Genomic DNA, 20,815 nt, shown 5'->3' with positions numbered 1-20,815 from the left:
CGTGCGGATCGCACGGGGCCACCGGCCTTTCGACGGTTCGGGGACGTCAGTCCTGCTGCGCCTCCCATTGGGCGCGGGCGAGCTCCGAGTTGGTTCGGACGAGCCGCCAGCTGTCTTCGACGGTGTAGAGGGAGTAGCGGCCGGTCGCGTCCAGGGCCTCGAAGACCTGGTTGGCCCAGGCGTCCGAGTCCGGCTGGTTGGCAGTGATCCGGGCCGGGTGCGAGCGGGAGGGCTCGTCCAGGTCCGGGGGCACCGACACGTACACGCTCAGCCAGCGGTCCCGGTCCCCCCAGGTGAAGGAGGGGCCGTACCTGGTGGTGTTGTCCGTGAACGTGACGCCGAAGGCCGCTTCGAGGTCGGCCCACAGGGCCTCCGCGAGGACGGCCCCGGACGTCTGCTGCCCGCGGAACCCTGCGTGGATGTCGTATTCGCTCATCATCAGCCTCAGCGCACGTGGAAGGTCTTGTCGTAGCCGTAGCCGATCAGTCGCACATGGGTGAAGTCGTGCGAGCTGCTGTTGCGGCCGAACGCGTCGAGCCCCTTCTTGGCCGTGTCAAAGGATATGTCGGCGTTCCGGCCGTCGATGATGACGACGTCGGCACCCTTGCTCTTGCCGGCCTTGATGGCCGTCTGGACCGTGCTGGCGGAATTCGACTTCAGGACCTTGAACTCGGCGGCGGACCCGCCGACCCAGGCGTCGAAGTGCTTGCCTTCACCGCCCGGTTGGTCGTTGCGGGACTTGACCTCCTGCCCGTTGCCCGCGAGGTAGAGCGCCAGCTCGAACTCGTCGTTGTTGAAGGCGAAGTGCGGTCCGTTCTTGCCCCGGCGCTGCTCCTTGTCAGGGCTGGCCCCGTCCGTGGTCTTGTTCCAGGACTCGTCGATCAGCTCCAGGATGTCCTCGAGGTAGTTCGCGACCATCCACTGGGTGCCTCGGGACGCGCCGTAGCAGCCGGCCTTCTCGGGGCCCATGTGGCGGCAGGTCCGGCGGTCGATGTCCTCGACGTTGTCGAGGAACCGGCCGACGTTGAACTTGTGCTCGTCCATGATCTGCTTGAGCCGCGCGTCGCGAAGGATCTTGGCACGCGCACTGTCGTACTTGTGCTGCTCGTCCCAGTACGTGGGCCGCTTGTCGCCCGGGGAGTCACCCTTGTCGCCGGTCCCCTTGTCGGTGCCCTTGCCCTCGCCGACGTACCGGCCGCCGGTGCAGTCGCCGGGGGTGCCGGTGCAGTAGGCACGCTCGTCCGGGTCGTAGTTGCCCGACGGGTCGCTGCGCGTGACCGGGTTGTTGTGGCTGTACGCGTAGCCGTTGACCTGGAGCGGGTCGGCGAAGTCGATCAGCGCGTCCGCGGAGGCGAACCGGCCGATGGCCGGGTCGTACTCGCGGGCACCCAGATGGGTCAGGCCCGAGGGGTCCTCGATGCCCACGCCCAGGTAGCCGCGCTTGTTCGGCCAGGAGGCCGGCTTGGTGCCGCGCACCTCGCCGTACGGCTTGTAGGAGCGGTGGGTGACGGCCTGGCCGGAGGTCAGGGCGATGCCGGTGGTGGCGGTGCCGACCTGGTCGCCGATCAGGACGTCGAGCTTGTGGCCCGTGGTGGCGCCGTTGAGGGTGGAGCGGACCACGGCGGGCGCGCCGGCGTGCGTGTAGACGCGGCTCGCCTTGGTGATCGTGCCCGCGCTGGTGGTCAGCTCCATCTCGCCGAGGTAGAGCACGCTGCCCGAGGGGGTGTTCTCCAGCAGGCGGTTGCCGTCGGCGTCGTAGACGTACCGGGTGGTGACCCCGCCCGCCTTGATCGTGTCGAGGCGGTTCTCCCGGGTCCAGACGAGGTCCTGGGTGCCGCTCGGCAGTGTGCGGGTGGTGGTGTTGCCCGAAGCGTCGTACACGTACGAGCTGCCGGTCCCGGGCGCGGAGGCGACCGAGGTCAGGGTGTGCGGCTGGGTTTCGGTCGGGGCCGACGTGCCGTTTCCGGTGACCGTCTTGCCGTACCCGTAGGTGAGCTTGACGTCCTTCGCGGGGTCGGTCGCGTCGTGCTTGACCTGGGTGGCGCGGTTGCCGATGAGGTCGAAGGTGTAGCTGTCGTAGTAACCCGTGGCGCCGCCCGCGACCGTGCCCGCCGCGGGCGCGTTGGCCTGCAGGGAGGCGGTCAGGGTGCTGTCCGGGGCGGTGGTGTCGGTGACGCTGTCCGCGGCGCGGGCGATCGGCCCGCGGATCGCCCGCTGGTCGGTGCGGGGACCCCAGGTGGAGCCGTCCGCGCTCTTGCAGCCGGTGCTGGCCAGCGTCGGGGTGATGTTCGAGGTCCACGCGTGGACCATCTGCCCGGCGACGTCGTGCGTGTAGCACTGGGTGTCCCACACGGACGTGCCGTTGTCGGTCAGCTTGCGCGCCTGCGAGGTGATGTTGCCCGCGTAGTCGTACGAGTAGTGCGTGCTGCTCACCCGCGGGGAGGTCGAGGACTCGCGGTCCACGACGGTGCGCTGGAGCTGGCCGGTGTAGTCGTTGAGGAAGTTGGTGGTCCAGACCCGGTAGGGCTGGGCACCGCTGGTGGTGCGCATCGGCTCCCCGTACGGGGAGTAGGTGACGTCGGAGGTGTACCAGCTGGCACCCGAGGTGCTCTCCGGCAGTCCGTCGGAGTTGTAGCGGGTGACGACCTTCTCGGCGGCGAGTCCGCCCTTGGCCGGGAGCGTGGTGCTCAGCAGCCTGCCGGTCGGCGTGTACGCGAAGGCGTACTTGTACGTGCCGGAGACCCCGGTGGTCAGGGAGTTGGCCGGGATCACCGTCTCGCGGCCGGTGGGCCGGTACTCGGTGTCGTAGCCGGTGACCCGGTTGACGTAGTCGCCGCTCGCGTCGTGGCGGACGGAGGAGACCGGCTTGCCCAGCGCGCCGGGCAGGGTGTCGTAGGTGAACTCCCGGATCGGTGCGGACTCCGTACCCCCGGTGCGCACGGCCGTGATGCGGCCGAGCACGTCGTACGAGGTGTGGACGGTGCCCCGGTCGTCGGTGGCGGCGGTCCGGCGGTCGGCGTCGTCGTAGCCGTAGCTCACGGTGCCCGTGTCGGGGTCCGTGCTGGTGAGGGTGCGGTGCCGGGTGTCGAAGGTCCAGGACCAGACGTTGCCCGCCGGGTCGGTGACCTTCTCCCGGTTGCCGCGGGAGTCGTAGCCGTAGGTGGTGCTGCGCCAGATCGGGGTGCTGGAGATGCTGGACGCGTTCTGGATCTTGGTTACGCGGCCGAGGGCGTCGGTCCAGGTGTTCACCGCGGGGGCGGCGCCGCCGGGCGGGAAGGCGACCGTGTTCGTGTCGCCGTAGACCCACTTGTTGTAGTTCATGAAGGCGCCGCCGCGGTAGTGGCTGGCGCGCACCGGACGCTCGAGTCCGTCGTACTGGGTACGGGTGAGCATCGGGACGAGGGTGTCGGAGACCCTCTTGAACTGCACGGTCGTGGGCTCGCCCTTGACCAGGTACGGCTTGGTGGCCTCCACCGTCTGGCCGTGGTCGTTGTAGCGGGTGTCGGTGACGATGCGGCCGGAGCCGTGGGCTTCCGCCTGGGTCTGGACCACGCGCATGAGGCCGTCGTAGATCGTCACCCCCTTGGCGTAGGTCTCGTCGTCCTTGAGCTTGTAGACCGTCACCGCGGAGGGCTTGGTCGTCGAGGAGGCGGCCTCCGCCATCTGGTAGGTGATCGTCACGTCGGGCTTCTGGGTGCCGCCGGAGCGGCTCGCGGTCCAGCCCTTGACCAGGCGCCCGAAGGCGTCGTACTCGTTGCGCACGACCCGGCCGTTGATGTCGGTGACCGTGACCGGCAGGCCGCGGCCCGGGTCGAGGTCGCTGACGGTCGAGTAGCCCTTCTCGTCGACGGAGGTGATCGCGGTCACCGGACCGCCGGCGTCGCCGGGGGTGTAGCGGGTCTCGGTGGTACCGGTGACCGGCCGCGTGACGGTGCGGATGCGCCCCAGCGGGTCGTAGGTGCTCGAGGTGACGACGCTGTGGTGGGTGCCGTCGGCGTTGGACTCCGCGACGACGGTCGTCAGGCCCTTGACGGGCGTGGTGCCCCAGGACTGGCCGTCGTAGGACGTCATCTCCGCGGTGATGAGCGCGGCGGTGCCCGCGGTGGTGTTGTGCTGGCTGCACGGCACGCCGGTCTTGCGGACCCGGCTCACCAGACCGATGAGGTTGGCGTCCGTGTTGTGGACGTACTGCGTGGTGGCGCAGGTCTGGTCGCTGAGGGTCTCACCGGTGCCGTTGGGCTTGACCACGGACACCTCCACCTGCGTGGGCAGGTTGTAGGCGGCGTCGACGGTGGTGTCGGTGCGGACGGCCTGCCAGCTGCTGCCGACCGTCTGGATCGCCTCGCTGCGCTTGACCCCGGTCTGGTACGCGACCAGCGCGTCGGTGCCCTCGCGGGTGCGGGTGGCGGTCTGGCGGGACCAGGGCTGGTTGAGGGTCCGCTTGAGGACCTTGCCGCCCGTGCCGTCGTAGGTGAGGGTCTCGGCGACCATGCCCGCGTACGCGTCGGAGTCGTCCGCCAGCAGGGTCACGGTGTCCGTGGAGTCCTTGACGGCCCCGCCGGTGCCGCGGAAGTAGCGGGTGACGGAGTACGACTGGGTCTGCGGCGCCGCGCTGCTCTTCCTGCCCTTGTACGTGCTCACCTTCTGGAAGCCGCGCCAGTCGCTGTACGTGCGCAGCTCGGGACGGGTGAACTCGTCGTTGCTCTTGGCCCAGGCCGGGCCGGAGTAGTCGTACCGGGTGGTGACGCGGTCGGAGACGCCGGTGATGCGGTCGTTCTCGGTGACCGTGTGGACGAGGTACTTGTTGAACCAGGCCAGGCCCGGCTTCTTCTCGTCACCGTCCGGGGACCAGCGGACCGGGAAGCAGGTCTTCGTGTTGTTCTCGGGGGCCACCGTCGGCTGGTACTGGCAGCCGCCCTTGTACGTCACGTCGATCTGGCCGCCGTGCTCCGTGAAGACGGTGCCGATGCGGGGGCGGGGGAAGCCGGGGCGCTGGTCCTGTCCGTCCTTGCGGACCAGGTTGGGCAGCTGCTTGTCCTTGAGGTAGCCGGACAGCGGGTCCCCGGGACCCACGGTGTACGGCTCGAAGGTCACGCCCTCCTTGGACAGCAGGGTGCCGCTGGAGGCGCCGGGGGTGTAGCCGTAGTGGGTGATGCCGCTGAGCCACATGGCCGGGGAGGTGCTGTACCAGTCGCGCGGGAAGGACTGCTTGAGCTGGTACTGGTCGACCTTGACGAGGCCGGTGGCGCCGGGCCGGTGGGCGTAGGTGGAGACGTAGCCGAGGCGCATCCGGAGCCAGAAGGACGGGAAGGCCGGGCACAGCTTGGAGTCCGACTTGCAGTTGAGGTTGCCGGGGGTGTCCCACCAGGGGCGGTAGGCGGCCGGGTCCTTGGTGTTGTCGAAGTTCGCGGAGTCGCACGCCGGGGCCGCGGACAGGCAGCGCTGGTAGAGACCGAAGTTGACCTTCGCGGCGGGGGTGCCGCCGAGGTTGTCGTTGCGCAGTCCGTACTCGATGAAGTCCGGCAGGGCACCGCGGTGGTAGACCTCGGGCGTCTTGAACTTCTTGTTGACCGCGTAGTAGTTGGTGGCGCGGGCCCAGTTGACGATCATCACGTTGCCGTGGACGTCCAGGACCTTGTCGAGGCCCCACTGCCAGGCCTGTCGCTTGCCGGCTCCGCAGCGGGAGTCGGCGAAGGCGGTCGCGTGGCAGGGCTCGCCCGGGTGGTTGCCGAAGACCGGGACGGTGAGGACCGAGTCGGTGTCGGCGTGGCCGCCGCCGATCTTGTCCAGGCCGTAGAAGTACTGGGTGCCGTCCGTGGTGGTGACGACCCAGTGCTCGCCGTCGTTGTCGCCGTTGTCGATGCCGGTGCGGCGCTCGACGCGGGTGCCGTCGTCGTTCTGGAGGCGGTAGGTGTCGGTGGAGCCCACCTTCACCAGCTCGGAGGTCCGGCCGTTGAGGGAGATCACGGCGTTGTCGGACACCCAGCAGAGGTCCGAGGACTCCTTGTCCTTCTTGGACGTGTTGTTGGCGCCGCCCGCGGCGACGGCCTTGGTGTCGTCCTTGCAGGCGCGGTAGCGGCGCTCGATGCGGCCCGGGTCGTAGTCCCAGCCCTCGCCGAGCCAGGAGGACTGCGGCGTGGAGGTGGCCGTCTTGCCGTCCACCCACTGGGAGTTGTACTTGAAGCTGATCTTGGGCGCGGGGCCCGCGGGTGCCGGGGGCACGGTCAGCGGGTACTCCCAGCTGAAGCCGCCGGAGGCGTCACCGGCGGCCCAGGTGCCGCTGGAGGCCAGCGGGGTGGCCTTGAAGGAGCCGCTCTCGGAGGCGCCGGAGTCGACGGCGCCGATGACGGCCTTGTCGCCGGAGGCGGCGACGGGCTGGACCCAGGCCGCCTGCATCACGCCGGAGCCGCCGGCCTGCGGCGTGGTCGCGGCCACGGCCGGGACCGTGGTGCCGTCGGCCGCGGTGTCCACGGTGGCCGTGACCGTCTTGGCCTGGGCGTCGTTGACCGTCTCCAGCTCCGTGTACTGCTGGCACTCCTCGACGTCGGGAGTGGTCGCGTAGCACTCGGGGAACTGGACCAGGCGCAGCCGGGAGGACCAGTCGGCGCCGTTGAGGTTCCGGTACGCGCCGTACTCGACCTGCACCTTGACCGGCACCGAGCCGGTGCTGGGGGCGCTCACCGTGAGCACGGAGCCCTCGACCCCGTCCGAGACGGCGGACGTGGTGCTCGCGATGTCCACGCGCCAGGTGCCGGTGGGGGCCGTCGTCCCCTCGGCCTGGCCGATCTTCACCGGCAGGGTGCCGACGCGCTGCGGGGGCGCCGGGTCCGGGGCCGCGTCCGCGGCCGGGGCGGCGAAGGACGCCTGCTGGACCGAGGAGCCGAAGGTGACGGTGTCGCCGACGCCGGAGGGCTTGGTGGTGGTCCCGGACGGGGGCGTGGTCTGGGTGGCCGGAGTGGGCACTCCGAGCCGGCTCAGATTGGCGTCCCGGTCGGTTCCGGTGACGAAGCGCGGGTCGGGCAGGCCCTCCAGGGCGAGGGTCTCGCGAGGTACCGAGACGGTTCCGGCATCCGGGTCCGGAGGCTGCGCCAGCGCCTGCGCCGGCAGCAGGGCTACCAGCGTGGCGGCGCCGAGCGCCGGAATGAAGGTGGCGCGCAGGCGTCTGCGCACGGATGGCTGTGCAGGCAAAGCAAGTCCCCCCGGACTTTTCGGATGGGACCCCGCGCGTGCGCACAGGTGTCCCACAGTGATCGCTGGTGATTGTGTGCGGATGCGACGCATAAAGACCAGATCAAGTGACGATCGCCACGGATCCAACGGGGGCAAGGGGGTTCAGGAGTGCAGGAGTCGGATCAATCGGCCCTGTGGTGCACTCCCGGACCCAACCCTCCCGACACGCATGATTCGCGGCGGATTTCGGTCAAGTCCGGAGAAAGTCCATAGGTTTTTCGGTCGAATTGAGGCGTGTTCAAGCCGTTTCATCGCCGTCGGTCGCCCCATAGGCGACCTCGCGGACCCTTTGGGGCGGAAGTCCGGGTCTCCGGAGCCCCGCACGCGCGCAGATGACGCCCTCCGCCGCGTCGGTCATGATGCGCAGGCACCGTCACGCCTGCGGCACAGCAGGCGCCGGTGAGCACACGTACGTGAAAAGAGCCTGGCCACAGCCCTTCACGGGTCGGGCCGGTGGGGGGAAAGGGAACTTCGCTCATGACGAGCAGATGGCGCCGCGCGCCCGGGCGCCGGGCACTGGCGGCCGGGGTGGCGGCGGCCGTGCTGGCCACCGGAGTGACGTATGTCGGTCTGAGTCGGACCGGGGAAGACGCACTCACAGCAGACACACAGGATCGGCGCGCAAACGTTCCGGTTGGCGAATCAGAGGCGGTGGTGCGAGCCGCCAAGTCCGGTAAGCCGGTGGAGGTTTCGGCGCTGCGGACGGCGTACTCGACCACCTGGGCCAAGCCCGACGGGAAGATGGTGCGGAAGATCCACGCCAGCCCCGTCAGGGCCAAGGCGGACGGGGTCTGGAAGCGCGTCGACACCCGCCTGACGAAGGTGGACGGGGGCTGGGCACCCCGCGCGGTCAACAGCCCCGTGCTGTTCTCCGGCGGCGCCGCGGCACCCGGGTCCACGACGGGCAAGACCGGCACGGAACGCGCCTCGCGCGCCTCCGTCCGCCGGGTCTCCCTGCTGTCCGGGGTCACCCCGGGCACCGGCAACACGCTGGCCACCCTCACGGTGGGCGAACACCAGATCGTCGTGACCTGGCCCGAGGCCATCCCGACACCGGTGATCGACGGGTCCCGGGCCCTGTACCCGGAGATCCTGCCCGGCGCCGACCTCGTCCTGACCGCCGACGACGGCGGTTTCGCCCAGCTGCTGGTGGTCAAGACCCGCGAGGCCGCGGCGAATCCGAAGGTGGCCCGGCTCTCGTACGGGCTGTCCTCGCCCGACCTCACCTTCTCCCTGGACCCGCTGACCAACGTGGTCAGCGCGGTCGACGAGAACGGCGCGGACGTCGCCGAGTCGCCGACCCCGCTGATGTGGGACAGCGCGGGCGTGCCCGCCACCACCGACGGCCAGGGCGGCGGCACGGCCACCCCCGGCGAGGAGGTGCTCCCCACGGAGACTCCCGTCGAGGGCGAGACCGGCGCTCCGACCGACCCGGCCGAGTCCGCGACGGCCACCCCCGAGCCCACCGACGCGGTCAACGACAGCGACGACGGGGACCTGTTCAACGAGAACCTGTCGGAGGCGGGCGACGAGGCGGCCGACCCCTCGGCGACCTCGGGAACCGGTCCGGAGCCCACCGCTCCCGCGGAGGCCTCGCCCGAGCCCACGCAGACCGGCGCCGCGGCCACCCTGTCGCTGCCCGCGCTGAACGGGCCGCAGCCCGATTCCCACGGCACGGTCGTCGCCACGGACCTCGAAGGCTCCGACTGGACCATCAGCGCCGACCAGGAATTCCTGACCGACCCCTCGACGGTCTACCCGGTGTTCATCGACCCCTCGGTCAACAAGCACACCAACGACTGGACGACGGCGTACAGCCGCCACAAGAACGCCACGTTCTACAACGGCAAGAACTTCAACAAGGGCGGCACCCACGAGGCCCGGGTCGGCTACGAGTCCGACACCTGGGGCACCTCCCGGTCCTTCTTCAGCATCGACTGGGACCCGGACCTCAAGGGCGCGGTCGTCACCAGCGCCCGGCTGTACGCGCTGGAGACCTACGCCTGGTCCTGCAACGCCCGCAGCATGGACGTCCACATCACGACGCCGATCTCCTCCAAGACCAACTGGAACAACGCGCCGTCGATGCACTCGGGCAACCGGATCGGCGGCGGCAAGTTCGCCCACGGCTGGAAGTCGAGCTCCTGCCCGGACAAGTACGTCAGCTTCGACGTGAAGGCCACCGCGCAGCGCGCGGTCAACGGCGGCTGGCCGACGATGACCATCGGGTTCAAGGCGGTCAACGAGAACGACCAGTTCGCCTGGAAGAAGTTCCAGGCCGACGGCGGCAACGACCCGCACGTCCTCCTGGAGTACAACCGGCGTCCCGAGCCCCCGACCAACCTCGACCTGGCTCCCGACTTCAGCTGCGACACCACCGCCCCGTACATCAACGTCGGCTCCTCCACGCTGACCTTCTGGGCGGACGCGAAGGACAAGGACGGCAACCTCTCGTCGGTCAACTTCGAGATGTGGCCCACCGGCGGCAGCGGCAACATGCTCGGCGCCAAGGGCAAGGCTCCCGTCGGCGGCAGCTCGGGCAAGACCCACACCGATCCGTTCGCCACCGGTTCCACCGGGCTCAAGCTGGTCGACGGCCAGACCTACTCCTGGCGGGCCAAGACGGTCGACAAGACCGGCTCGGCCTCGGCGTCCTACTCGCCGGCCAAGACCCCCTGCCGGTTCGTCTTCGACAGCACGCGGCCGTCGCCGCCGACCGTCGTCTCCACGGACTTCCCGGACGCCGACGCCCTGGACAACGGCTTCGGCAGCGACGGCGAGGACTCGCTCTGGAGCAAGAAGAAGTTCGGCGAGACGGGCACCTTCCAGTTCAAGGCCGCCCAGACGGACGTGGACTACTACGAGTACGGGTTCAACCAGGGCGCACGCGACTTCAAGGTCGAACGCACGGTCGGGGCCTCCGTCGACACCCTCACCACCATCAGCAGCGTCAAGCCGCCGCTCGCCGGGCCGAACGTGCTGTACGTATGGGCGGTCGACGACGCCGGACACCGCTCGGAGCCGCGGAAGCACCTCTTCTACCTCTCTCCGAGGGACGAGGCCGACACCCCCGGCGACTTCACCGGCGACAAGCTGCCGGACATGATGGTCGTGGACGGCAACGGCAACCTGCGGCTCTACCCGTCCGAGCACCAGCCCGACCTCGCCAAGGGCACGGGTGACCTCGGGTTCTCCATGGCCGGCGCCTACCGGAACAACCCCGCCAAGGACCCCAACGGCAACGACGGCCTGCCGGCGTACTCGGCGCCCCCGTCGGGCTACTGGAAGAACACCCTCATCACCCACAACGGCGACGTCTACGGCGGCGACGGCTTCCAGGACCTCATCGCCCTCAAGGACGGCAAGCTGTGGGTGTACCCGGGTGACGGGTACGGCGCGGTCAACATCGACAAGCGGCAGCAGATCCTGCTCCCCGCGGGTGCGCCGGACCCCTCGACGTACACGCAGATCGTGTCCGCCGGAGACGCCACGGGAGACGGCAAGGCCGACTTCTTCGTGAACATCGGCGCGGAGCTCTGGGTCCTCGTCGGCTACAACGGCGCCACGGTCGACCAGGCCCTCCGGCTCTCGTCCTCCGCCTGGTCCGACCGCGACATCGTCTCCGTCATGGACATCACGGGAGACGGCGTCACCGACCTGATCTTCCGGACCGACGCCACCTCGCAGCTGATGCTGCGGCAGGGCAAGCCGGCCGCCGGCGGCGGAGTGGAGCTCACCTCGCTCGGCAGCGCGGTCGCCTCGGCGAACGGCAGCGACGCGATCTACGGCCGCTCCGGCTGGCACACCACCAGCATCCGGCTGCTCCTCGGCACGCCGGACGCGAACGGGGACAGGATCCCGGACATCTGGACCCTGCGGACGGACGGCTCGGTGCGCTTCTACGCCGGCACCACCGGCGAGATGGCACACGCGGGCGTGACCATCATCGGCAACAGCAACGGCGTCGGCTGGAAGAACAAGCTGGCCATCGGCTGACGCCCGGCACGCACTGACGGGAGGGCCCCGGTCGGAGTCTCCGACCGGGGCCCTCGTGTGCCCCGCCAATGGCCACTTCCGGTCAGTTACTCAGGCGTACGACCGGGCCAATGGCCCACCCCTTCGTCCGGCGTTTGAGCCGATGTACCCCTTTCGGTTTATCCTTGTAGCCATCACATATTTTCGGCGCCGCGCAGCGCCGTCCGGCGACGAGGCCGGACCGGCCCGCGGTGCTTTCGTCGTGTCCGGGCCCCCGCCACCCCTGGGGTGCCCCGTGCGCGGTGAGGGACAGAGCAAGGGGGGCGGGATTGGCCGCCGTGCGGAAGTACTTCATGGCTCCGGATCCGGGGCGGGTCAGGCTGAGGGTGTCGCTGCGTGCCGTGGTCGGCATCGCGCTCGCGGTCGCGCTGGCCGAGGTCCTCGGACTGTCCCTCGTCGCGTCGATCACGGCCGGTCTGGCCGCGCTGCTCGCCCTCTTCACGGTGGGCGACCCGACGGTGCGCCGGCAGGCGGTGACGACGGCGCTGCTGCCGACGGTCGGCTTCCCGGTGCTCGCCCTCGCGGCCCTCCTGCACGACGTGCCGCTCGCGCGCGACGCGGCCTGGCTGCTCGTGGTCTTCGCGGGGGTGTACGCGCGCCGGTGGGGGCCGCGCGGCCACGCCCTCGGCATCTTCGCCTTCATGCAGTTCTTCGTGACGCAGTTCCTGCACGCCCTGCCCGCGCAGCTCCCCGAGCTGTACGCGGCGGTGGCGCTCGCGCTCGCCGCCGCCGGGGCCGTCCGGTTCGGGTTCTGGTGCATCGAGCGCCGTGTGCCGCCGCCGGCCGCGCCCGCCCCGCTGCCGGGGTCGGGGCTGGCCAGGGCGACCACCCGCCAGGCCGTGCAGGCCACGGCGGCCTGTGCCATCGCCCTCGCCGCCGGGCAGCTGATCTCGCACGACCGCTGGTACTGGGCCGTCGGCACCGCCTGGTGGATCTTCGTCAACACCGCCTCGCGCGGCGAGACGCTCGTGCGGGGCTTCCGCCGGGTCCTGGGCACGGTCGCGGGCATCGCCGCCGGCCTCCTGATCGCCGTCCCCCTCGGCGGCGCCCCGGGCCCGACCGCCCTGCTCGTCGCCGTGTGCGTGTTCGGGATCTTCTACACCGCACCGCTCTCGTACAGCTGGATGATGTTCTTCGTGACGGTCATGGCCGGCCTCCTGTACGGGCTGCTCGGCGTCCTGCATCCCGGGCTGCTGCTCCTGCGCTTCCAGGAGACGGCCGTCGGCGCGATCGGCGCGGCGATCGGCGTGGCGCTGCTGCCGGTGACCACGCACGCGGCCACGAACGCCTGGATCGAGCGTGCGGTGACCTGCGTGCACACCTGCACGACGGCGGCCGCGCGTCGGCTCGCCGGGGATCCCGACGCCGATCCGGCGCCGCACGCCGGAGAGCTGGAGGTGCTGCTCGGCAGGGCGCGGCTGTCGCTCGCGCCGCTGGTGCACCCGCTGAGCCCGCTCCGGGCCAGGAAGGCGCGGGCGCGGCGCGTGCTCGCGCTGTTGGACGACTGCGCGCGGGAGACCAGGGGACTCGCGGCGGTCGCGGCCGATCCGGACGCCTCGCACGACGCCCGGCTGGTGGCGGCGGCCTGGCGGGTGGAGGCCGCCGTGCACGCGCTCGTGCCCTCGGACCGCGCCGTACGGGCCGAGGCCGAGGAGGCCGACGGGGTGCCGCGGCACCACCCGGGCGCCGAGACGGCCCTGGGGCACCTGCACGGGCTCGAGCAGGCGCTGGTCGATCTCGCGGCTCCGCTGCGGACCTCGCCCCGGGCGCCGATGGTCCCGGCGGCCTGACGGGGACGGGGACGGGGCGGGGCGGGGAGACGGGACCCCGCCCCGCCCGCTTTGGTCTAGACCGCCTGCTACCGTCGGCCCGACGGACCACGAGGGCCGGTCGACCGCGACCGCGACCGGGACGGGGACCGGGGCAGGGGAGGCGCCATGGGCGGCACAGGGGCGGTACGGGGCGGGACGCGCGCGTACATCGGATCGTTCACGTCGGCCGGCGGGCGCGGGGTGCTGGCCGCGGACGTGGACGAGGAGACGGGCGCGCTGACCGTGACCGGCGCGAGCGACGCGGTCGCCGATCCGTCGTTCCTCGCGCTCGCGGGAACCGTGCTGCACGCCGTGTCCGAGACCGAGGCGGGGGCCGTGGCCGCCTTCGACGTCACCGGGGCCGCGCCCCGGCCCCTCGGCGCGCCCGTTCCCGTCGGCGGGGCCGCCCCCACCCACCTCGCACTCGCGGCCGGGCACCTTCTCACCGCGAACTACACGTCCGGCAGCGTCACCGCCCTGCCCCTGGCCGAGGACGGCACCGCACGACCCGCCACGGCCGTCCTGGAGCACAAGGGCCACGGTCCCGTCGCCGACCGCCAGCGCGGCCCGCACGCCCACCAGGTGCTGCCCGACCCCAGCGGCCGCTGGGTGGTCAGCGTGGACCTCGGCACCGACTCCGTACGGATCTGCGCCCTGGACCCCGACACCGGCGCGCTGACCCTCCACGGCGAGACGGCACTGCGCCCCGGCACCGGCCCGCGCCACCTCGCCTTCCACCCGGCCGGCACGCACGCGTACGTCCTGAACGAGCTGGAGCCCACGCTCACCGTCTGCCGCTGGGACGCCGCGGAGGGCGTGCTCGAACCCCTCGGCGAGACCACCGTCGTCCCCGAGGGCACCGCCGGCCCCAGCTACCCCTCCGAGGTCGTCGTCGCCCCCGACGGCCGCTTCCTGTGGGCCGCCGTGCGCGGCGACGACACCCTCGCGGTGCTCGCCCTCGCCCCGGACGGGAGCCGGGCCGAACTCGTCGCCACCGTGCCCTGCGGCGGCCGCTGGCCGCGCGACCTGACCCTCGACCCGTCCGGGCGGCACCTGTACGCGGCGAACGAGCGTTCCGGCGACGTCACCTGGTTCACCCTCGACCCGGACACGGGCATCCCGTCCCGCGCGGGCGCCGTCGAGGCCCCGGCGGCCTCCTGCGTCGTCTTCGGCTGACGGTCACTTCCGGGCCGACGCTCCCGGGGGCACGACGAAGGGCCCGCACCGGACGATTCCGGAGCGGGCCCTTCCGTGCGACGCGAGGGCGCGGGCCTCAGAGCGAGGGGGCGTCCTGCGGCTGCTGCGGCGGGATGCCGAGGGCGGCCGTGTACTGGGTGAGGACCAGCTTGCCGATGGCCGGGTAGGCGCCCAGCGGTTCGGCGGCGGCGCACCCGGCCTCCTTCGACGCCACGTCCAGGAGACCGTCGGCCAGCTCCGGGCCGATCAGGTACGGGGCGAGCGCCAGCTGCTCCGAGCCGGCGGCGCGCAGCTGGTCGGCGATGGAGGCGATCGAGCCCTCCTGGTCGAGCGCGGCGGCCATCACCGGCACGGCGAGGCGCGCGGCGAGCAGCATGCCCGTGATGCCGGCGGCCTGCACGGCCTCCTCGCCACCGACGGTGGCCAGGATGATGCCGTCGGCGGCCGTGGCGACCGTGAACAGGCGGGCGCGGTCGGCGCGCGCCAGACCCGCCTCGGACAGGCGCACGTGGAGCGCCTCGGCGAGCAGCGGGTGCGGACCGAGGACGTCGGTCAGCTCGGCCGTGTTGCCGGCGTCCATGACGGCCTGGCGGACCAGACGCATCTGGGCGCTGTCCGGACCCGCGAGCAGCGGGACCACGACGGCGGCCGGACCCGTCGGCGCGCTGACCTCACGGCCGGCGGCCACGGCCAGCTCGTAGCGCTCGCCGCGCAGCGCGGCGACCGACGTCAGGACGGTGGCGAGCGAGGGGTACTCGGTGTCGTCGCCCTCCAGGAAGCCGATCGCGGCCTCCAGGCCGGGCAGCTCGGAGCGGGCGATGCTCACGACCTCTTCGGCCAGCGAGCGTATGGCGGCGGAAGGCACGCCGGGAACGGCGAGAACCAGTGCGGGAGCGCCCTCGGGCGCCGCCGCGGGTTCGGGGCGACGGTGCCGCCCGGACTGGCGGGGTCGAGGCATTCGTACAGGCAGGCCGGAAGCAGGCCCAGTGGGGGAGCTCATGGCGCCGCATGCTACTGGTTTCGTCCGCGGCGCCGTCGGCTGAGGTACCGTCGCGCGCCTTCTGCCCCCGTATGTCCGGTCCCGGTGTCCCCGCCACGCCTCTCCACCCCGCACACCGGCCCCCACCTGGGCGGATGCCCCGGCCTACGCCGCCCCGCCCCCGAACAGGCGCAGCAACGCCGGGTCCTCCGGAAACCGCAGCGTGCCGCCGGCGAGCGCCGTGGCGAGCGCGACCGCCCCGTCGAGCGGATCCCCCGCGGGAGCGACGGTGCCGGCGTGCGGGACCAGCTCCCCGAGCGCCGCGCGCAGAGGCACGAGCAGCGGGTCGCCCATCTTGAACAGACCCCCGGTCAGCGCCACCACCGCTCCCCGCCCGCCGGGGCAGGCCGCCTCCGCCGCCTCGGCGATGTGGACGGCGGCCCGCGCCAGGATGCCCGCCGCCACCGGATCCTCCGCGGCGCAGCGCGCCACCTCCGGAGCGAACGAGGCGAGCACCGCCGGCCTGTCCGTACGGGGGTACAGGGCGCCCGGCAGCCCCGCGGCCGGCCCGAACAGCTTCTCGGCCCGGAGCAGAAGCGGCGCCGAACCGCCCCGCCGCCCGTCGTACGCGCGCATCGCCGCCTCCAGTCCCGCCCGGCCGATCCACGCCCCGCCGCCGCAGTCGCCGAGCAGGTGCCCCCACCCGTCGGCCCGCCGCCACGACGTCAGGTCCGTACCGAGCGCGATCATCCCCGTCCCGCCCGCGACGACCGCCCCCGGCCGCTGCCCCAGCGCCCCGGCGTACGCCGTGACCCCGTCCGCGGCCAGCGCCACCCGCCGCACCCCCCACGCCCGGGCGAACGCCCCCGGCAGCTCGGCCCGCAACTCCTCCCCGAGCGTGGCCATCCCGGCCGCTCCCACGGCGACCGCGAGCACCGGCCGCGGCCCGTACGGCTCCAGCAGGGCGCCGACGGCCGGCACCACCTGCTCCAGGAAATGCGCGGCGGAGATCCCGCCCGGTCCCGTCCGCACGGGCACCCGCGAGACCGCCGTGTCGACCACCACCCCGCCCGCCGCCTCGGCCAGGGCGATCCGGAGTCCCGACCCCCCGGAGTCGACGCCGACGACCAGGCCCTCGGAGCGCTCGATTTCGGAATCCACGGTGCACCGTCCTCGCTGCGGGGTGGAGAAGGAGAAGCTGCGCTGTCACTGTAGGCCGGTAGAGTGACGGACCGTGACAGCGCGACCGTTGAACGAACTGGTGGAGCCCGGCTGGGCGGAGGCCCTGCGCCCCGTCGCGGGGCGGGTGGCGGAGATGGGCGACTTCCTGCGGGCGGAGATCGCCGCGGGTCGGACGTACCTGCCGTCCGGGGCGAACGTGCTGCGGGCGTTCCAGCAGCCTTTCGACGAGGTGCGGGTGCTGATCGTGGGTCAGGACCCTTATCCGACGCCGGGGATGGCGATGGGGCTGAGCTTCTCGGTCGCGCCCGAGGTGCGGTCGCTTCCCGGGAGCCTGGAGAACATCTTCCGGGAGCTGCACGGGGACCTGGGGTTGCCCCGGCCGTCGAACGGCGACCTGACGCCGTGGGCGCGCCAGGGCGTGCTGCTGCTCAACAGGGCGCTGACCACGGCACCGCGCAAGCCCGCCGCGCACCGGGGCGAGGGGTGGGAGGAGGTCACGGAGCAGGCGATCCGTGCCCTCGCCGCCCGTGGGAAGCCGCTGGTGTCCATCCTCTGGGGCAGCGACGCCCGGCGGGCCCGCCCGCTCCTGGGCGACCTGCCGGCCGTCGAGTCGGTGCACCCGTCGCCGATGTCGGCGGACCGCGGTTTCTTCGGCTCGCGGCCGTTCAGCCGCGCGAACGACCTGCTCCTCAAGCAGGGCGCGCAGCCCGTGGACTGGCGCCTGCCCTGATCCCGAACGGGTGGGGTGGGGTGTCTCAGACGACCGACGCCCGTACGCAGAGGACGTCGGGGAGGTGCTCGGCGAGGAGCTGCCAGGTGTCCCCGTCGTCGGCGCTGGCGTAGACCTCGCCGTTCCGGTTGCCGAAGTAGACGCCCGCGGGGTCCGCGTCGTCCGTGCAGAGGGCGTCGCGCAGGACCGTTCCGTAGTGGTCGCCCTCGGGCAGGCCCCGGGTCAGCGGTTCCCAGGTGGATCCGGCGTCGGTGGTGCGGTAGACGCGGCAGCGGCGGCCGGCGGGGACGCGGTCGGAGTCGGCCGTGATGGGGAAGACGTAGGCCGTGTCGGGGCGGTGGGGGTGGGCGGCGACCGCGAAGCCGAAGTCGGAGGGCAGGCCCGAGCCGATGTCGGTCCAGTGCGCGCCCGCGTCGTCGCTGCGGAAGACGCCCCAGTGGTTCTGGAGGTAGAGCCGGTCCTTGTCGCCGGCGTCCTGGGCGATCTTGTGGACGCACTGCCCGAACTCCGGGTTCGGGTCGGGCAGGAAGACGGCGGACACCCCCTGGTTGGAGGGCGCCCAGGCGGCGCCGCCGTCGCGGGAGCGGAAGACGCCCGCGGTGGACACGGCGACGGTCAGCGCTTCCGGGTCGCGCGGGTCGGTGACGACGGTGTGCACGGCCTCGCCGCCACCGCCCGGCACCCACTTCGAGCGGGTCGGGTGCTCCCAGAGGGGGCGGACGAGCTCGAACGACTCCCCGCCGTCGCCCGATCGGAAGAGCGCGGCCGGCTCGGTCCCCGCGTACACGACGCCGGGGGAGTGGTCCGGTGCCGGGTGGAGCTGCCAGACCCGCTCCAGTGAGGCCCCGGTGTCCTCGGGGAACTTCACGGCGGGACGGGCCGGTTCGGTCCAGCTCTTGCCGAGGTCGTCGGAGTGGAAGACGGAGGGGCCCCAGTGGGCGCTGTCCCCGCCCACGAGCAGGCGCGGGGTCGGCCGCCGGGTGTCGATGGCGACCGAGTAGACGGCCTGGGCGGGGAACTCGGGATCGTCGAACTCCCATCGGCCGTCGTGCCTGCGGCCGATGAAGAGGCCCTTGCGGGTGCCTACGGTGAGGAGTACGTCGGGCATGGCTGCCGCCTCCAGGACGCCGTTGTCTCGGACAGTGGCCAGTCTGCACCCGCCCACTGACAACGCCCTCCGGACACACCCGGCGCCGGGGTGCCCGGGGCGGGGCGCGGTGCCGGGGCGGTCAGATCGCCCAGGCGTACGGGGCCGGGGCGTGGGTCTCGGCGCCGAGTTCGCGGGCGGCGCGGCGGGGCCAGGAGGCGTCGCGCAGCAGTTCGCGGCCGAGGAGGACCGCGTCGGCCTCGCCGTTGGCGAGGATCTTCTCCGCCTGCCCGCTCTCGGTGATCAGACCGACGGCGGCCACCGGAAGCCCGGTCTCCGCCTTGACGCGGGCGGCGAAGGGCACCTGGTAGCCGGGGCCGACGGGGATGTCGGCCGGTCCGCCGTTGCCGCCGCTGGACACGTCGAGGAGATCGACGCCGTGCTCGCGCAGGAGGGCGGCGAAGCGCACGGTCTCGTCGATCGTCCAGCCCTGCTCCTCGAGCCAGTCGGTGGCGGAGATGCGGAAGAAGACGGGCAGTTCCTCGGGCCACACGGCCCGCACGGCGTCGACGACCTCCAGGGCGAGCCGGGTGCGGTTCTCGAAGGAGCCGCCGTAGGCGTCCGTGCGGTGGTTGCTGTGCGGGGAGAGGAACTCGCCGATGAGGTAGCCGTGGGCGCCGTGCACCTCGACGACCTCGAAGCCCGCGTCGAGGGCCCGGCGGGCCGCGTCCGCGAACTGGCCGGTGATCTCCCTGATCCGCTCGACGGTGAGCTCGGTCGGCACCGGGTAGCCCTCGGCGAACTCGACCGGGCTGGGGGCGACGGGCTGCCAGCCGGGTCCGCCCGGCGCCACGGGGCCGCGGCCCTCCCAGGGGCGGTTGGTCGAGGCCTTCCGCCCGGCGTGCCCGATCTGGATGCCGGGCACGGTGCCGTGCTCCTTGACGAATCCGGCGATCCGCCGGAGGCCCTCGGTCTGGGCGTCGTTCCAGAGGCCGAGGTCCGCGGGGCTGATCCGGCCCTCGGGGGCGACGGCGGTCGCCTCGACGAGGATCAGTCCCGCGCCGCCGGTGGCGCGGGCGGCGTAGTGGGCGAAGTGCCAGTCGCCGGCGACGCCCGCGTTCGGCCCGGTCATCTCCGCGGAGTACTGGCACATCGGCGCCATCCAGGCGCGGTTGGGCACGGTCAGCGAACGCAGGGTGTAGGGCTGGAACAGGGCGACGCTCATGGCGGACTCCGTTTCTGGGTGCCTCGAAGATGCTCGTACGATACGCATCGTAGTACGGCACCTGTCAAACTACGAGAGGTCTCGTACAATGGGCGTCATCCCGGATGAAGTGGAGCCGCCGCCGTGACGACCACGACCAGCCCCCGCGCCCTCGAGCACCCCGCGCGCGACCAGATCCGCCTCGAAGTGGTGCTGCACGCGCTCGCGGACCCGGTGCGCCTGCGGATCGTGCGGGACATGGCGCGCGAGGGCGCCGAGTTGAGCTGCTCGTACTTCGACCTCCCGGTCACCAAGTCGACGACCACGCACCACTTCCGGGTGCTGCGCGAGAGTGGCGTGATCCGGCAGGTGTACCGCGGCACGGCCAAGCTCAACGCCCTGCGCGCCGACGATCTGGACGCCCTCTTCCCCGGCCTCCTGGACGCCGTCCTCGCGGCGGCCGGCGCCCAGGCCGGGCGCGACGACGAGGGTGGGTACGGGGGTGCGGGCGGGGCGGCGTGACGTCCGCGCCGCACCCCGTCCGGGCGGTCCCGCCCGTGGCCGGGCCGCACCCTTCCCCGGCGGCCTTCCCGCCGGGCCCGCGCTCCGTCCCGGCGGTCCCTACAGCGACCGCATCCGGTTGATCTCCGAGGTCTGCTGGGCGATCACGTCGTTGGCCATCTCCTCCACGAGGACGTTGTTGCCGTCGCTCAGGACCTCGGCCGCCATCGTCACGGCGCCCTCGTGGTGCGTGATCATGAGCTTCAGGAACAGGTCGTCGAAGGCCTTGCCCTTCGCGCTCCGCAGCTCCGCCAGTTGGACCTCGGTCGCCATGCCCGGCATCGAGTGATGGTCGTGGCCGCTCTGCGGGCGCGGCCCACCGTTGTTTTTCAGCCACCCTTCCATCGCGCCGATCTCCGGCTGCTGGGCCGCCGCGATCCGCTCCGCCACCTTCTTGACCTGGGGGGAACCCGCCCGCTGCGGGGCGAGGGCCGTCATCGTCAGCGCCTGCCGGTGGTGGGCGATCATCATCTGCGCGTAGCGGAAGTCCGCGCTGTTGGGGCTGTCGTCGGGCAGCAGCCGGGCGGCCTCCTCGGGGGATATCCGCCGGGCCGGTTCGCCGGGCTTGCCCGGCGCCACCACCGAGGTGCCCGAGGAGCCCTTGACCTGTGGCGCGGCCGAGTCGGACCCCGACTCGCAGGCGGCCAGGGCGAGTACGGCGGCGGAAAGGGCCACGGCGGCGACGACACGCTGACGGCGGATCAACAACACGACCTCCAGCTGTTCTTGCGGGCAGTTGGACCGTTCCTAGCACTTTTCTCGGGATGACCGATCAGAAACCTTCATTACGTCTGTGTTG

12 protein-coding genes are annotated in these 20,815 nt (G+C 72.2%); 5 read left to right on the top strand and 7 right to left on the bottom strand.

Annotated elements, in window-relative coordinates:
* Positions 1-46: 46 nt before the first annotated feature.
* Together ACFCY7_RS25415 and ACFCY7_RS25410 are read right to left on the bottom strand one after the other, a co-directional pair.
* Positions 47-439, bottom strand: a complete 393-nt coding sequence (locus ACFCY7_RS25415; protein WP_376488353.1) for a hypothetical protein — start codon at positions 437-439, stop codon at positions 47-49.
* 5 nt (positions 440-444) lie between these two features.
* The gene (locus tag ACFCY7_RS25410) at positions 445-7,170 is read right to left on the bottom strand and encodes an RHS repeat-associated core domain-containing protein (RefSeq protein WP_376488352.1); all 6,726 of its coding nucleotides are present in this window, start codon (positions 7,168-7,170) and stop codon (positions 445-447) included.
* A 741-nt stretch (positions 7,171-7,911) separates the two neighbouring features.
* Between ACFCY7_RS25410 and ACFCY7_RS25405 the strand changes: the two genes are divergently transcribed.
* The 3 genes from ACFCY7_RS25405 to ACFCY7_RS25395 all read left to right on the top strand — a co-directional run bounded on the left by ACFCY7_RS25405 (position 7,912) and on the right by ACFCY7_RS25395 (position 14,252).
* Complete coding sequence (locus ACFCY7_RS25405; protein WP_376488351.1) at positions 7,912-11,226, top strand: DNRLRE domain-containing protein; 3,315 nt, start codon at positions 7,912-7,914, stop codon at positions 11,224-11,226.
* 332 nt (positions 11,227-11,558) lie between these two features.
* Positions 11,559-13,055 (top strand): FUSC family protein, encoded by a 1,497-nt coding sequence (locus tag ACFCY7_RS25400; RefSeq protein ID WP_376488350.1) that lies wholly within the window; start codon positions 11,559-11,561, stop codon positions 13,053-13,055.
* A gap of 147 nt (positions 13,056-13,202) precedes the next feature.
* Positions 13,203-14,252 carry a lactonase family protein gene (locus ACFCY7_RS25395; RefSeq protein ID WP_376488349.1) on the top strand — a complete coding sequence of 350 codons (1,050 nt, stop codon included), beginning with the start codon at positions 13,203-13,205 and terminating at the stop codon, positions 14,250-14,252.
* A 97-nt stretch (positions 14,253-14,349) separates the two neighbouring features.
* On the opposite strand, the gene ACFCY7_RS25390 is transcribed toward ACFCY7_RS25395, so the two are convergent.
* Together ACFCY7_RS25390 and ACFCY7_RS25385 are read right to left on the bottom strand one after the other, a co-directional pair.
* Positions 14,350-15,273, bottom strand: a complete 924-nt coding sequence (locus ACFCY7_RS25390) for a sirohydrochlorin chelatase (RefSeq protein ID WP_376488348.1) — start codon at positions 15,271-15,273, stop codon at positions 14,350-14,352.
* Positions 15,274-15,417: 144 nt separating this feature from the next.
* Positions 15,418-16,413, bottom strand: coding sequence for an N-acetylglucosamine kinase (locus tag ACFCY7_RS25385; RefSeq protein ID WP_376488347.1), 996 nt, complete (start codon positions 16,411-16,413; stop codon positions 15,418-15,420).
* 73 nt (positions 16,414-16,486) lie between these two features.
* Between ACFCY7_RS25385 and ACFCY7_RS25380 the strand changes: the two genes are divergently transcribed.
* Complete coding sequence (locus ACFCY7_RS25380; RefSeq protein ID WP_376488346.1) at positions 16,487-17,164, top strand: uracil-DNA glycosylase; 678 nt, start codon at positions 16,487-16,489, stop codon at positions 17,162-17,164.
* Positions 17,165-17,189: 25 nt separating this feature from the next.
* On the opposite strand, the gene ACFCY7_RS25375 is transcribed toward ACFCY7_RS25380, so the two are convergent.
* Both ACFCY7_RS25375 and ACFCY7_RS25370 read right to left on the bottom strand, forming a co-directional pair.
* Entirely contained in the window at positions 17,190-18,272 is a 1,083-nt protein-coding gene (locus tag ACFCY7_RS25375; RefSeq protein WP_376488345.1) for a WD40/YVTN/BNR-like repeat-containing protein, read from the bottom strand.
* A 121-nt stretch (positions 18,273-18,393) separates the two neighbouring features.
* A complete protein-coding gene (locus ACFCY7_RS25370) occupies positions 18,394-19,476 on the bottom strand; it encodes an NADH:flavin oxidoreductase/NADH oxidase (RefSeq protein WP_376488344.1) in 1,083 nt (360 codons plus the stop codon).
* Between the two features lie 123 nt (positions 19,477-19,599).
* Here ACFCY7_RS25370 and ACFCY7_RS25365 point away from each other — a divergent pair, with 123 nt between their 5' ends.
* Entirely contained in the window at positions 19,600-19,977 is a 378-nt protein-coding gene (locus ACFCY7_RS25365) for an ArsR/SmtB family transcription factor (RefSeq protein ID WP_376488343.1), read from the top strand.
* Between the two features lie 99 nt (positions 19,978-20,076).
* Here the strand turns inward: ACFCY7_RS25365 and ACFCY7_RS25360 are convergent, their stop codons facing one another.
* Complete coding sequence (locus ACFCY7_RS25360) at positions 20,077-20,721, bottom strand: DUF305 domain-containing protein (RefSeq protein WP_376488342.1); 645 nt, start codon at positions 20,719-20,721, stop codon at positions 20,077-20,079.
* Positions 20,722-20,815: the final 94 nt, after the last annotated feature.

The organism is Streptomyces sp. NPDC056361 (assembly GCF_042262805.1).
Taxonomy (GTDB): domain Bacteria; phylum Actinomycetota; class Actinomycetes; order Streptomycetales; family Streptomycetaceae; genus Streptomyces.
This window is presented reverse-complemented; position numbering and strand designations above follow the sequence as displayed.

Excerpts from the sequence above, each read along its gene's own strand:
- ACFCY7_RS25415 (WP_376488353.1), bottom strand. The coding sequence starts at position 439 with ATGATGAGCGAATACGACATCCACGCAGGGTTCCGCGGGCAGCAGACG.
- ACFCY7_RS25395 (WP_376488349.1), top strand. The coding sequence starts at position 13,203 with ATGGGCGGCACAGGGGCGGTACGGGGCGGGACGCGCGCGTACATCGGA.
- ACFCY7_RS25400 (WP_376488350.1), top strand. The coding sequence starts at position 11,559 with ATGGCTCCGGATCCGGGGCGGGTCAGGCTGAGGGTGTCGCTGCGTGCC.
- ACFCY7_RS25375 (WP_376488345.1), bottom strand. The coding sequence starts at position 18,272 with ATGCCCGACGTACTCCTCACCGTAGGCACCCGCAAGGGCCTCTTCATC.
- ACFCY7_RS25390 (WP_376488348.1), bottom strand. The coding sequence starts at position 15,273 with ATGAGCTCCCCCACTGGGCCTGCTTCCGGCCTGCCTGTACGAATGCCT.
- ACFCY7_RS25370 (WP_376488344.1), bottom strand. The coding sequence starts at position 19,476 with ATGAGCGTCGCCCTGTTCCAGCCCTACACCCTGCGTTCGCTGACCGTG.